General features: G+C 55.1%; 10 protein-coding genes. 3 read left to right on the top strand and 7 right to left on the bottom strand.

Features of this window, described 5'->3' with window-relative positions:
- The first annotated feature begins 350 nt into the window (after window positions 1-350).
- Together RSK20926_RS11890 and uvrA are read left to right on the top strand one after the other, a co-directional pair.
- On the top strand, window positions 351-1,472 hold the full coding sequence (locus RSK20926_RS11890) for an MFS transporter (RefSeq protein ID WP_332306547.1): 1,122 nt from the start codon (window positions 351-353) through the stop codon (window positions 1,470-1,472).
- 183 nt (window positions 1,473-1,655) lie between these two features.
- A complete protein-coding gene (gene uvrA, locus RSK20926_RS11885) occupies window positions 1,656-4,514 on the top strand; it encodes an excinuclease ABC subunit UvrA (protein ID WP_008206985.1) in 2,859 nt (952 codons plus the stop codon).
- Between the two features lie 32 nt (window positions 4,515-4,546).
- Here uvrA and RSK20926_RS11880 read toward each other — a convergent pair whose 3' ends face one another.
- Window positions 4,547-4,984: a hypothetical protein gene (locus RSK20926_RS11880; RefSeq protein WP_008206983.1), complete on the bottom strand. Its 438-nt coding sequence runs from the start codon at window positions 4,982-4,984 to the stop codon at window positions 4,547-4,549.
- Window positions 4,985-5,110: 126 nt separating this feature from the next.
- Between RSK20926_RS11880 and RSK20926_RS11875 the strand changes: the two genes are divergently transcribed.
- The gene (locus tag RSK20926_RS11875; protein WP_008206981.1) at window positions 5,111-5,893 is read left to right on the top strand and encodes an MmyB family transcriptional regulator; all 783 of its coding nucleotides are present in this window, start codon (window positions 5,111-5,113) and stop codon (window positions 5,891-5,893) included.
- Window positions 5,894-5,908: 15 nt separating this feature from the next.
- On the opposite strand, the gene RSK20926_RS11870 is transcribed toward RSK20926_RS11875, so the two are convergent.
- The 6 genes from RSK20926_RS11870 to RSK20926_RS22500 form a co-directional block, all read right to left on the bottom strand.
- Window positions 5,909-7,492, bottom strand: coding sequence for a choice-of-anchor L domain-containing protein (locus tag RSK20926_RS11870; RefSeq protein ID WP_008206979.1), 1,584 nt, complete (start codon window positions 7,490-7,492; stop codon window positions 5,909-5,911).
- Window positions 7,493-7,732: 240 nt separating this feature from the next.
- Complete coding sequence (gene mmsB / locus RSK20926_RS11865; RefSeq protein ID WP_008206978.1) at window positions 7,733-8,605, bottom strand: 3-hydroxyisobutyrate dehydrogenase; 873 nt, start codon at window positions 8,603-8,605, stop codon at window positions 7,733-7,735.
- A gap of 3 nt (window positions 8,606-8,608) precedes the next feature.
- Window positions 8,609-9,649, bottom strand: coding sequence for an enoyl-CoA hydratase/isomerase family protein (locus RSK20926_RS11860; protein WP_008206977.1), 1,041 nt, complete (start codon window positions 9,647-9,649; stop codon window positions 8,609-8,611).
- A gap of 41 nt (window positions 9,650-9,690) precedes the next feature.
- Window positions 9,691-10,836, bottom strand: coding sequence for an acyl-CoA dehydrogenase family protein (locus tag RSK20926_RS11855; protein WP_008206976.1), 1,146 nt, complete (start codon window positions 10,834-10,836; stop codon window positions 9,691-9,693).
- A 925-nt stretch (window positions 10,837-11,761) separates the two neighbouring features.
- Window positions 11,762-12,888, bottom strand: a protein-coding gene (locus RSK20926_RS11845; protein ID WP_085979705.1) for an IS3-like element ISRosp5 family transposase whose coding sequence is annotated in 2 segments (ribosomal slippage) — window positions 11,762-12,624 and window positions 12,624-12,888 — 1,128 coding nt in all. Because the reading frame shifts where the segments join, the coding sequence is not laid out codon by codon here.
- A gap of 149 nt (window positions 12,889-13,037) precedes the next feature.
- A complete protein-coding gene (locus tag RSK20926_RS22500; protein WP_198136578.1) occupies window positions 13,038-13,523 on the bottom strand; it encodes a DUF995 domain-containing protein in 486 nt (161 codons plus the stop codon).
- Between the last annotated feature and the right edge of the window lie 311 nt (window positions 13,524-13,834).

Below are 13,834 nucleotides of genomic sequence, written 5' to 3'. Positions count from 1 at the left end.
CCCTATTCCTGCCCCAATCCAGGCGCCTCCTAGAGAGGTCTCCCACCCAGAAGGGCAGGAGCCTAAACCACTCACCAAACAGTAAAGAGGCGCCCGAGTTTTTGTTTAGGGCGAGAAACCACATGCTTCAGAGAATTTTACGCTGGTGTCTGCCAGACCGACGGCCGCACACAAAAGCCATGGGAAAAGATAAGATGGAGATCTTGCGGAACTGGCACTCCGATGTGTCTCGCTCTACAACCGGCTGGCAATAGATAGGCAGCACCGCAACAGCGCTCTGCCGATAAAGCAGAGTGAGGTTGGCGATGGTGGTTCAGACAACGCGATGGCTTCCGGTGCTTGCCATTTGGATGGCTGGACTTGGAGTTGCGGCGCAATACGGCAAGATCAGTGTTGTCTATGACAAGTTGCCAGAGCTCTATCCATCAGCGGGTGCCAATCTGAGTTTTAGTGTCTCGCTTGTCGGTGCGGTGGGGATCGCATTGGGGCTGGTTGCTGGGATTTTTGTTGCCTCGCTTGGCTATCGAAGAACCATTGTCGCCTGCCTATGGCTGGGCGCCCTCTTGTCTGGGTTGCAGGCCTTGCATCTGCCCTATGTCTGGTTCCTGGGCACACGTCTTGTTGAAGGGATATCGCATCTTGGCGTTGTGGTTGCGGCGCCCACTCTGATCGCAGGGCTGAGCGCGCCGCGCCATCAAGGGATTGCTATGAGCCTCTGGAGTACGTTTTTTGGAGTCGCCTTTGCGCTCCTGGCGTGGTTCGGACTGCCTTTGGTGCAGACCTGGGGCGTATTGGCGCTGTTCTGGGCCCACGCGCTGATCATGGCTGGCCTTGCACTCTTCTTGGGGTATGCCCTGCGGGACATGAAGGTGCCTGATCGAAAACCTTTGCCTCCGTTGCGGAGCTTACCGGCCCTACATTGGCCAATCTATCGCTCCCCTTGGAAGGCGGCGCCGGCGGCTGGCTGGCTGTTCTATACCTGTTGCTTTGTGGCGGTTCTGACCGTCATACCACCCTATATTGAGCCGGAGCTGCGCGCGTTCGTGCTGGGCGCCATGCCTCTGGCCAGTATTCTCAGTTCCATGACCCTGGGCGTTTTCCTCATGCGCTTTCAAACCGCTATCAGGGTCGTGGAGCTGGGATTTTTGCTTTGCGCCCTGGCCGTGATCTGGCTTTGGTATACCCCCGGTGATCCTCTGGGTTGCATTGCCCTTGCAGCAGCGATGGGACTGGTTCAGGGCGGGTCCTTTGCCGCGGTTCCGCAACTCAATGCCATTGATGCTGCTCGGGCACAGGCAAGTGGTGTCATGGCGCAAGCAGGTAATCTGGGCAATACCATTGGCACGCCAATGATGGTTCTGATGCTGAGTTTTTCAGGATATTCGGGGTTGATGGCTCTCCTTATCGCGTTGTTCCTGGCCGGGTTCCTAAGCCATCTCTTGCTTGGCTGGCTAAGAGCGCGGCCAGCCTGACCGGTTGCCGCCTTCTATATCTAGCGAATTCTCCAAGATGTTATGGGGGCTTCGATAGGGAATAACAAAATGTTCCATCTATGTTCTCATTTTTCCCTTGGAGTCTTTGCCAAGTTTGCCTATCTCTAGGCGGTGACCGTCCGGGCAGGGCTTGGGCGGTGGATCTCTGGGCGTGAGGGCAGAATGGCAGAGCTGAAATCCATTGAGGTGCGCGGAGCGCGCGAGCACAATCTCAAGAGCATCGATGTTGATATTCCACGCGATGAGCTGGTGGTCATCACTGGGCTTTCGGGCTCGGGCAAATCCTCGCTGGCCTTTGACACGATATATGCCGAGGGGCAGCGCCGCTATGTCGAGAGCCTCTCTGCCTATGCGCGCCAATTCCTCGATATGATGGAAAAGCCGGATGTGGATCATATCTCCGGCCTCAGCCCTGCCATTTCGATCGAACAGAAGACGACCTCGAAAAACCCGCGCTCGACCGTTGGAACGGTGACCGAGATCTACGACTATCTGCGTCTACTCTTTGCCCGTGCCGGCACGCCCTACAGTCCCGCTACTGGCAAGCCGATTGAGGCACAGCAGGTGCAGGACATGGTGGACCGGGTAATGTCGCTGGAGGAGGGGACCCGCGGCTATCTGCTGGCGCCCATCGTTCGCGACCGCAAGGGCGAATACAAAAAGGAAATGCTGGAACTGCGCAAACAGGGCTTCCAGCGTGTTAAGATCGACGGCGAGTTCTATGAGTTGGATGAACCGCCCACCTTGGACAAGAAATTCCGCCATGACATCGATGTGGTCGTCGACCGGATTGTGGTGCGTGAAGGGCTGGAAACCCGTCTGGCGGATTCCCTGCGCACAGCATTGGACCTGGCCGATGGCATTGCCATCCTGGAAACCGCCCCGCGTGAAGGGGATCCGGAACGCATCACTTTCAGTGAGAATTTTGCCTGCCCGGTTAGTGGCTTCACCATCCCTGAGATTGAACCGCGCCTGTTTTCCTTTAACGCGCCCTTCGGGGCTTGTACCGAATGCGATGGCCTGGGGGTTGAGCTGTTCTTTGACGAACGGCTGGTGGTTCCTGACCAGAGCCTCAAGATTTATGACGGGGCTCTGGCGCCCTGGCGCAAGGGTAAATCACCTTATTTCCTGCAGACGATTGAAGCCATCGCCAAGCATTATGAGTTCGATAAGAACACCCAGTGGAAGGACCTGCCAGCCCATGTGAAACAGGTGTTCCTCTATGGCTCCGGCGATGAGGAAATCCCCTTCCGTTATGACGAAGGCGGGCGGGTCTATGAGGTGACCCGAGTCTTTGAGGGCGTCATTCCGAACATGGAACGGCGCTACCGCGAGACCGACAGCAACTGGATCCGCGAAGAATTCGAACGCTATCAGAACAACCGCTCCTGCGGGTCCTGTGGGGGGTACCGGCTGCGCGAGGAAGCGCTGGCGGTCAAGATTGCGGGTATCCATGTGGGTGAGGTTGTGCAGAAATCCATCCGCGAGGCGCTGGCCTGGATTGAGGATGTGCCCAACCATCTGACCAAACAGAAACAAGAGATCGCCCGCGCCATCGTTAAGGAGATCCGCGAGCGGCTGGGGTTCCTGAATAACGTGGGGCTTGAGTATCTGACACTGTCACGCAACTCCGGTACTTTGTCTGGCGGAGAGAGCCAGCGTATCCGTCTGGCCAGCCAGATTGGTTCAGGCCTTACCGGTGTTCTCTATGTGCTGGACGAGCCCTCTATCGGTTTGCACCAGCGCGACAATGACCGCCTGATAACCACGCTGAAGAACCTGCGCGATCAGGGCAACACAGTGATCGTAGTGGAGCATGATGAGGATATGATCCGCCAGGCGGATTATGTCTTTGACATTGGGCCAGGCGCAGGTGTGCACGGCGGGCAGGTGGTCAGCCATGGCACTCCGCAGGTCGTTGCTGATGACAGCGCATCTATCACCGGGCAGTATCTGTCCGGCACCCGCGAGATTGCCGTTCCTGCAAAGCGGCGCAAGGGCAACAAGAAAAAGCTGAAGGTGGTCAAGGCCACGGGCAACAACCTGAAGAATGTGACTGCGGAGTTCCCGCTGGGCAAATTCCTTTGCGTGACCGGGGTCTCTGGCGGTGGCAAATCCACCCTGACGATTGAAACCCTGTTCAAAACCGCTTCGATGCGCCTTAATGGCGCGCGCCAGACACCAGCCCCTTGCGAGAGCATCAAAGGGCTGGAGCATTTAGACAAGGTGATCGACATCGATCAGCGCCCTATCGGGCGTACTCCACGTTCGAATCCAGCCACTTACACCGGGGCCTTCACCCCGATCCGCGACTGGTTCGCCGGGCTGCCGGAGGCCAAGACCCGCGGCTACAAGCCGGGGCGGTTCTCCTTCAACGTCAAGGGTGGGCGCTGCGAGGCCTGCCAGGGTGACGGCGTCATCAAGATCGAGATGCACTTCCTGCCGGATGTCTATGTGGAATGCGAGACCTGCAAGGGCGCGCGCTACAACCGGGAAACACTGGAGATCAAATTCAAAGGCAAAAGTATCGCCGATGTGCTTGATATGACTGTGGAGGAGGCACAAAGCTTCTTTCAGGCGGTGCCCTCGATCCGGGACAAGATGGATGCGCTGATGCGGGTGGGCCTAGGCTATATCAAGGTGGGCCAGCAAGCGACTACGCTCTCTGGCGGTGAGGCGCAGCGGGTGAAACTGTCAAAGGAGCTGTCCAAACGATCAACGGGCCGGACGCTCTATATCCTGGATGAACCTACGACAGGCCTGCATTTCGAGGATGTGAAAAAGCTGCTGGAGGTTCTGCACGAGTTGGTGGAACAGGGCAATTCTGTTGTGGTGATCGAGCACAATCTCGATGTCATCAAGACCGCGGACTGGATTATCGACATCGGGCCAGAGGGTGGTGATGGCGGCGGTGAGATCGTTGCTACCGGTACGCCAGAAGCTGTAGCTAAGGAACCCCGCAGCCATACAGGGCGATATCTGAAGGATATTCTTGTTTCAAAACAAGTAGCTGCGGAGTAATCCTGCTGCAAGTCCTCTCCGGGCGGTGAGGGCTATGCCTTTACCGCCTGACTGGTATCGCGATGCAGAATGACCGGCAGCGCAAACATGGCCAGGAACCCTGTGTTTAGAACGACATTAAACCAGGCGCCTACCATGTAGCTGCCGAAACTGTCAGGCAGATACCAGGCAACCACACCGATCAGGATGATATTGCCGCCGCGTGCAGGATCGGTGGCATAGATATCCGTGGCAAGTCGCCAGACCAAGGCACCAAGCCCGCACATCAATCCCCCTGTGATCGCGGCCAATACTCTGGCGCTGTCACCGGTGAGGGACTGATCTCTGTCCAGAGGGTAGTGAACCAAGTCTAGAAAGACATCAAAAACGGTTTTGAGCGGGGAAACAAGCGCCGCTACCATTGCTAGCCCAAACAGGACTGAAGAAAGAGCGGCGAGTTTCAAAAGGCGGGTAGAGGTATCCAGGGTCATCTCAGTTCTCCTATGTCGAGATGGGAACAGATCTGACGGAGCGCTTGCAGAAAAACAATTACCTCGGAGGTAAGTGAATTTCCTCATTTCTTGCGCTAGAATGGGCAGGAATACGGATGGGATTTCATGTTAGATACCTTTGGCAACACCTTGAAAGAGTGGCGAAAGCTGCGACGTCTCAGTCAGTTGGATCTTGCGCTTTCTGCTCAGGTTTCGGCGCGCCATATTTCTTTTCTGGAGACGGGGCGGTCTCGACCCAGCCGTGAAATGGTTCTGCGGCTGAGTGAGGAGCTTCAGGTGCCGCTTGGGGCGCGCAACCATCTTTTGGATGCAGCGGGGCTAGCACCGGCCTATCCGGTTGATAGCCTGGCTGAGGATGAGTTGGCGCCGCTCAGGGAGGCGATGGAGCGCATGCTGGAACGGCATGCGCCCTATCCAGCGATGGCCATTGATCGCCATTGGAAGCTAGTTTCACTCAATGCTCCGGCCGCCTTTATGCTGTCCCAGACCGGGATCTCATTGGGTGATAGTCTGATCGATGCTCTGGTGGAGAATGAGACATTGCGCGGCCAGTTGGTAAATCTTGAGGAAGTCGAAGCGTTGAGCCTAATGCGTCTGCGCACGGAATTGGCTCATTTTGGCCGGGATCCTGTTTTAGAAAGCTCTGTTAAGGCATTGGAAGCACGTGTCAAAAACCACAATGTGTCGCTGCCTGATCCCCTGCCTGCGATCATTCCTGCACGCTACAAATTGGGGGGGCAAGTGCTTTCCTTCTTTTCGACGATGTCGCAATTTGCCACCAGCGGCAGCGTTGCGATGTCAGAACTGAAGATCGAGATGCTCTTTCCGTCGGATCAACAGACAAAAGAAGTGGTGGAAGCTCTCTTTGGTCAACTGCCTTCAAAGTGAGTTTGTTGGCCGAGCCTAAAGGAGAGAGCTGTTCAGAAGAGAAGCTTCAAACCCACGCAGCGAGCGTCTCGCCTCTGCGCCATAGCCCTGACCCTTGATTACACATAGCTCAGGAAACAGAGCGAACAGCTCTGCCTGTGTCTCTGCATCAAAGCTTTGCGAGGTTTCTGGACCGGGATAATAGCTCTCGCTCAGGACGCCATGGGTCCAGAGGATCTGATGCTGGTCAAACAGCAGATGGTAGTATTCTGCTCGTTTGACCGAGGTATCTTGGCGGATGCTTTGATCGTTGATCAGGTCCTTTGCCTTGACCAGGATTTCCTCTTCGCCAAAAAGCAGCTCTGCAAACGCGCCGGTGATCAACAGGCGGTGGTTTGGCGAAACCCAGAGATCCCGGGTGCTGCCCAGGTGGCCAGCACTGATGCGAATGGGGGCGTGGTTGCGCAGAGACGGGGCTATGCTTCGGCCGATCCAGCGCAGGGTTTGCAACCCATTGTCATAGGTCTTGATCCGCATTCCAGGGCTCAGCTCTTCGATGGGCAGGGGGCCGTGCTCTGTCTCCACCACTGTGCCGCGCAGGAAGCAGGGCTGAGCTTGGTTCACCTCAACCAGTGCTGTGTCGCTGTCCCCATTGCTGTCTTGTGTGGTGTAGTTGAAATAGACCGTTTCTGTATCGCTATCCGAGGTCACGCTTAGCGTGCCATCGGGGTTGAGCAGGATACTCTGGCCTGTTGCCAATGTTACGGTATCTCCGGCCGAGACAGCGACATCATTGATATGGGTTATTGTTAGATCACCCGGGGCAGTGCTGCTATCATTGGCCAGAACATCCACCGTTTTGGTGCCGTTGAAGCCGATGTCAAAGCTGTCATCCTGCGCCACAAACGCAGTTTGAACCGAACCACCTGCAACCAGAAGATTGGTATCATAGCTAGCGTCAGCAACATCAGCGACACCAATCTTGATTGAGTTGGTAACCCCAGCGTTCACTGGCGCGGTGAAGGTCAGGGTAATGGTAAAGCCGTCCATTTCTGTATTGAACTGGTCGGCGGTGTTGTCGACATAGATGTTTTGCGTGTCAGACTGATTGATGTTCCCGATCGAAGCCGAGCCATCGCCAATCGTAACCTGGGCTTCTACGCCATTCACCCAGACCCCCACAACGTCATTGAACTGAGAGCTGGAAAACTCAGGGTATTCCTCTGAGGAGAGAACAAAGTCCAGGGTCAGGACATCGCCGTCCGGGACAAAGTCAATCTCAAGGAAGGCCGCGTCAAATGTGCTGGCACCAGCAAGCGTGTTGAAATCGCTGTCGCCATCCACACCGGTGGTGTTTGTGGTCGTGCTGGCCGAGGTATTGGTATCAGTGGTTCCGGAACTATTGGTGAAATCACTGACCTGGCCGGTTGAGAGAATGACTCCGCTATCAGAGGGTGCAACGCCGGGGGTTGTGGTATCCGCTCCGCTATAAACGCCCGAGCTTCGGGCGTCACCACTATAGCTCGCGCCAACAACCGTGGTGCCATCGCCAAAAATCTCATTCGCCATGTCCAGGGCGGTGGCGGAGGTGTTGATATCCAACTCTGTTGCGGTGGCCATTTGCTATCCTGCGCTTTCCTACTGGCCGTAAGGTGAAACGACCGTAAATTCTGGAATGCGGGTGGATTTGGTCGGAAATGTGGAGAAGCAGTGCCGATTTGCTGAATTTTAATCAAATTGAACAAATTCTTAATTCGGCAAGAGCCGTTCTACTGTTCACGCATGGGGGCAGGAACAGAAAACCCCGCCAAAGGGAACATTTTCCTTGGCGGGGTAGGGACCTGATAACTTCGAGAGAGGTTAGTCGCGCGAGCGTTTCTCAAAGCGAGGCAACATGGCAGAGAAATCCATGCCCAAACCATCTTCCTCTTCGACAAAACGTGCGTAAAGCGCTTGGGCAAGCTCACCCATAGGGGTATCCGCATCAGCACTTTCTGCCGCTTGCTGGCTCAGGCGCAGGTCTTTCAGCATCAGTTCAGCCGCGAACCCAGGCTTATAGTCATTGTCGGCTGGCGAAGAGGGGCCCACGCCAGGGGCGGGGCAATATGCGTTCATGGTCCAGGAATAGCCAGAGGAGGTTGAAACCACATCGAACATCTTTTGGCGATCAAGGCCCAGTTTGTCGGCGAGGGCAAAGGCTTCGCAGGTTCCGATCATGGTGACACCAAGGATCATGTTGTTGCAGATCTTCGCGGCTTGACCGGCCCCAGCTGCGCCGCAATGCACGGCCTTTTGTCCCATGATGTCAAAGAGAGGAAGGGCCTTGGCAAAGGCATCCTCTGTGCCACCGGCCATAAAGGTCAGGGTGCCGCCAGCCGCGCCGCCAATTCCGCCAGAGACGGGGGCGTCAACAAACAAGAGGCTGGCCTCCGCAGCTTCAGCGGCGACCGCACGGGCAGAATCCACATCCACGGTGGAGCAATCAACCAGAGCCGCGCCAGCGCTCATCGCCGGGAGGACTTCCTTGGCAACGGCGCGCAGGATAGCTCCATTGGGCAGCATGGTGATCACGACGTCCGCGCCTGTGGCTGCGTGCGCGCCTGAAGTGGCCATTGAAACGCCTTCAATTGAGACATCCGCCATGTCAAAGCCAGTTACCTCATGGCCGGCTTTTGCCAGGTTGGCCGCCATGGGTCCGCCCATGTTGCCAAGGCCAATAAATCCGATCTTCATGCTTTAGTCCTCCTCAAAAGTCAGCGCATCCGCGCCCAATGGCATCAGCATTTTGCTGACCGCAGATGTCGGCACGTTGCCATCCGGAAAGAGCCACTTGGGTTGGCGGTCTTTGTCAATGATCTGGGCCCGGATCCCTTCGAGAAAATCGCCATGTTCCATTGCCCGGAAGGTGAAGCGATACTCATGATCCAAAGCTTTGCGGATGCTCAGCGTTTCAACGCGAAGCCGGTGGAGCATCTCAATAAAGCATCCCATGGCCAGAGCGGAATTGCGCGCTAGCGGTTTCAGCGCTTGTTTCGCAAAATCGCTTCCGTCCCCTTTGAGGACCGTCAGGATATCACCCAAAGCTTCACCAGAAAAGCAGCGATCAATGTCGGACTGCATGGCCTCCAGCGTGCCACCATCGGCCGGGGAGGCGGCTTCCTTCAGGATTTCCGGACTTCCACTCTCCTCGAGCGTTGCAATCAATGCAGGCCAGTTTTCTTCTGGAATGAAGAAATCCGCAAACCCCGCATAGATGGCGTCAGCTGCTTTCATTCTGCCCGCGGTACAGCCCAGGTATTCCCCTAGGCGACCCGGCGCCAAGGCTAGCATGAGGCTGCCACCCACGTCAGGCACCAGGCCAATACCGGTCTCAGGCATGGCGATTTGGCTGCTTGCCCCAACAACGCGATGGGTGCCGTGACAGCCGATGCCAACGCCGCCACCCATGGTGAAGCCTTGCATAAAGCTGACAACCGGCTTTGGGTATTCAAATATCCGGGCGTTCAGCCGGTACTCATCCCGCCAGAAGCGCTGTCCATAGGAGTAATCGCCCTTGGTACCTGTCTCATAGAGCTCGGCAATATCACCGCCTGCGCAAAAGGCGCGCTCGCCGGCAGCATCGATAACCACCAGTTTGACCCGGTCGTCATCGGCCCAGGCTTTTATAGCTGCATCGATCGCCATGCACATGTCATAAGACAGCGCGTTCAATGCCTTTTCGCGGGTAAAGGTTATGCGTCCGGCGTGCCCGGCTATGCGAATATCAATATCGCTCATCTTGGCCTCTTTGTGGAAGGTCTTGACGGTGTTTAACGGGATCAGTGGTTCTCCGCCAAGAGATGACGGGCCACGATGACCCGCATGATCTCATTGGTGCCTTCCAGTATCTGGTGCACACGCAGGTCGCGGACCAGTTTTTCAATCCCGTAGTCGGCCAGATAGCCATAACCACCATGCAGCTGCAGACATTGGTCAACAATCTTGGAGCCCGCTTCGGTGACGAATTTCTTGGCCATCGCACAGTGCTTGCTGGCGTCCGGCGCGCCCTTGTCCAACTTCCAAGCCGCTTGGCGCAGGAAGACACGGGCAGCCTGCAATTCGATCTCCATGTCTGCCAGGCGGAACTGCAACCCCTGGAATTGATCGATGCTTTTGCCAAAAGCTTTGCGCTCGGACATATATTGCAGGGTCATATCAAGGCCAGCTTGCGCTGCCCCCAGAGAGCAGGACGCGATATTGAGGCGCCCGCCATCAAGTCCCATCATGGCGTATCTAAAACCCTTGCCCTCTTCGCCAACCAGGTTATTTGCTGGGATTTTGCAATCATCAAATTGCACCTGCGAAGTTGGCTGGCTTTTCCAGCCCATTTTGATCTCTTGCCCGCCAAAGGACAGGCCAGGGGTGCCATCCTCGACATAGACCGTTGAGATCCCCTTGGGGCCATCCTCACCTGTACGCACCATGCAAACATAGGCATCGGAATAACCGCCACCAGAAATAAAGGCCTTATTGCCGTTCAGGGTATAGCCCTCGTTGGTTTTTTCAGCGCGGGTTTTCAGGGCCGCCGCATCGGAACCGGAACCAGGTTCGGTCAAGCAATAGCTGAGCACTGTATTAAGAGAGAGAACCTCCGGCATGATGCGCGATTTCATCTCGTCGCTGGCAAAGGTGTCCAGCATCTTGGCGCACATATTGTGGATCGACAAAAACGCGGCGACCGAAGGGCAGGACATGGAAAGCGCTTCAAATACCAGCGTGGCATCCAGACGCGAAAGCGCGGAGCCGCCGGTCTCTTCGCTGACATAAAGACCACCAAATCCGAGTTCACCAATGCGGGGCCAGAGCTCTTTGGGAATGGTGCCGTCGGCTTCCCACTGGCGGGCAAAGGGGGCGATGTTTTCCTGGCCAAAGGCATGCGCCATATCAAAAATCGCGGTTTGTTCCTCGGTCAAAGCGAAATCCACGTCGTGTCCTCCCTGGAGCGGTGTGAATTGAACAGTTGTTTATTTAATACGCAATGCCAGACGCAAGAGCAACATGCGCCACTGCAAATCTATGCTGCAAGAATGTATGTAGCTGTAGCGGGTGTAGCGGGACACTTCGCGTTTCAGTGTGGGACACTTCCCGTTGCAGCAACTCGTTTTTGCTGTTTGCGAGTCTCTTCAGGTTGCTGCAGATTTTCACTCAATCTCCATTTTCCCAACTGTAAGGATAATGCTGACGGTCGTTCTTACCGTTTTTCGCGCAGATGGGACGGGTGAAAGGCACAATTCACTCGTCCCATCCACCTCTACTTTCGAGGCCGTGCTTTGGCAAACTCCAACTTTGACGACCCCAAGTGTTTAAAACCACAGCGTAGCGAGATCTTTAAAAGGCGCTTAAACGCAGTTTTAGGGTTCGCGGTTGCGCAAAGTGGGGAAAAGTACAGCTGCGGATCCTTGTGCGGTTGTGGCTGTCTGACTGTACGACGAAATTAGTGTCATTTCGCTGAAGGAGCGCCTAGGTAATCACCAAATGTCCTCTTTGCGCAGAAAGCGCCCTTTGCAAAACTTCCGGGACAGCCCAAAGGAGTCAACAAATGTTCTGGATTGCCTACCAATTTCCGTTTTCCCTTAAGTCGGCCCTGGCGTCTTCCACTTGATCAAGCAGATTCTGGATCGCAGTCTTGAGGCCGGAGTGATCATCATCGACTTTGTCGTATGTCAAAGTTTTCAAGTTTCGGTTCTTGCGTAACGAGCTCCGAAGATCGCCCGGCATCTCAGTGGAAGTCAAAAAATAGTGAGGATTAACGGAACCCGGTGTCGCGCTGAATGCTTGGTTTTCCATTAACAGATTGATGTCTGGGTCGCCGTATCTGATCAGCCCCATCGAAGTGGTCCAGTGTGAGTGTTAGTGCATGATCGGCCTGGTTTCCACCGGAACGATGGCTTCCGGAGCCGGTGGGCGATAGCCCAGAGCACTATGCGGCCGTTTTGTGTTGTAGTGATTTCTCCATTGTTCAATCAGGATCTGGGCTTCACGCAGGCTGTAAAATACCTCTCCATTCAGCAGCTCGTCTCTGAAGCGCGCGTTGAAGCTTTCACAGCATCCGTTCTCCCAAGGTGATCCTGGTTCAATGTAGGCCGTTTGGGCACCGACCGCTGCGATCCAATCTCGAACGGCCTGAGCAATGAACTCTGGGCCATTATCTGATCTGATGAAAGCAGGAACGCCACGCAGGATGAAAAGATCTGTCAGCGCGTCAATAACTTCTGCCGAGTTCAAGCGCCTCTTCACCCGGATCGCCAGGCATTCCCGGCTGTGTTCATCCAGAATGTTCAGTGTCCGGAACGCTTTCCCGTCATCCGTTCGATGGTGCACGAAGTCATAGGACCAGACATGGTCACGATATTCGGGCCGGAGTCGAACACACGACCCGTCGTTCAGCCAGAGCCGTCCTTTCTTCGGTTGTTTCATTGGAACTTTCAGCCCCTCACGCCGCCATAGGCGCTCAACACGTTTGTCGTTGATTTGCCAGCCGGCGTCTCTCAGAAGAGCCGCTATCCGACGGTAACCGTATCGACCATATTGGCGTGTCAGTTCGATCATGTCAGACACCAACCGGTCTTCGTCAGCACGTCCAACAGGCACCCGCCTCTGTGTGGAACGGTGCTGTCCCAGAACACGGCAGGCGCGACGCTCTGAGACGTGGAACTGGCGTCGCACATGATCAATGCAGTTACGGCGGCGCGAGGGGCTCAGAAGTTTCCCCGTGCAGCTTCCGACAGAATGAGCTTGTCCAATGTCAGATCAGAAACTGCCCGACGCAGCCGGTCATTCTCCTTCTGAAGTCGCTTTAGTTCCTTCAGTTGGTCGGTTCCCATACCGCCATATTGCTTGCGCCAGCGATAGAAGGTTTGTTCTGTAATCTGCACCTGTCGAATGGCGTCTACGCGCGGCATCCCTTGGCCGCAAAGCACCTCAACCTGCCGTAACTTCGTGACAATCTCTTCGGGCTTGTGTCGCTTGATTCCCATATCTGATCCTCCGTTTCCTAACTATACGGGCGGATCACTTCAGTGGGGGAGGATCAGCCAGGAAACTCAGCATTTGTGCTAGGATTAACTTCTGATCCAAAGGTCGGAGTGTGCAAAAATGAGTTTTTTCTGGTGCCGTCTTGATTGGCTCAAAAACCAAGTTGAGAGCGAGTGGCCATCACTTCTGCCTTGAACTTGTATCCTCTTACAAGGCCAGAATACTGATCAACAGGCCACCAATCATCACTTCCAGGCCAACTCCGCCACAGTTGCCCCCAGCGATCTTGGATGTGGGCAATACAGTTGCTGTCGCTGGGGCTTTTGCCTATCTGATCGTCGTTTGGCCAGTACCAGCTTAGATTTTGACACAAGTTTCCTTGAACATCGATGCTCCAAGTTCCTGCTCCAAAACTATTGCTACTATCCTTGCACCAAGCTCTCGCCTGACCGTCGGGAGAGAAATAAATTCCGCCATTGCAGCCGCTGTTCCAAAGGTCTGTTTTCCCAGTATATGCCTTTGAAATTTTCGAGATACTGGCTGGTTTGGCTCCTTTGGGAAGTGGGTCTGCCATTGTAGCGGTCGAAGCAAACACTGAAAAACCTGCCAATACTAGTGCTGTGCCGAGCGACCGCATAAAACTTCTCCAAATTGAACTAAACTCTTTGAATATTTAAAGGGGGCCGAAACGGGGTCAAGTAGTTTCAGAGAGACAGACTGTTTCCAGAAAGAGCGTCGAATTGGAATGTTCCAATGGCTGCTGAAGTTCGGTGAGTCGCAACGGACGTGGTAGCTGCCAGCTAGATTTTTGCAAACAATGTTAGCTTTTTGTAGAGATTGTCCCGCTGTCGGGGCTTCCAAATTCAGAAAAACCCTAAAATCAGACTAAATTGCGCAAGTAATTTGACTGAAATTGGCGCAATGTCAAAATGAGCTGATTGTAGCAGC

The sequence above is a fragment of the Roseobacter sp. SK209-2-6 genome, from assembly GCF_000169455.1.
In the GTDB taxonomy this organism is placed as follows: domain Bacteria; phylum Pseudomonadota; class Alphaproteobacteria; order Rhodobacterales; family Rhodobacteraceae; genus Pseudophaeobacter.
The sequence above is the reverse complement of the archived record's forward strand: the minus strand, read 5'-3'. Positions and strand labels throughout refer to the sequence as shown.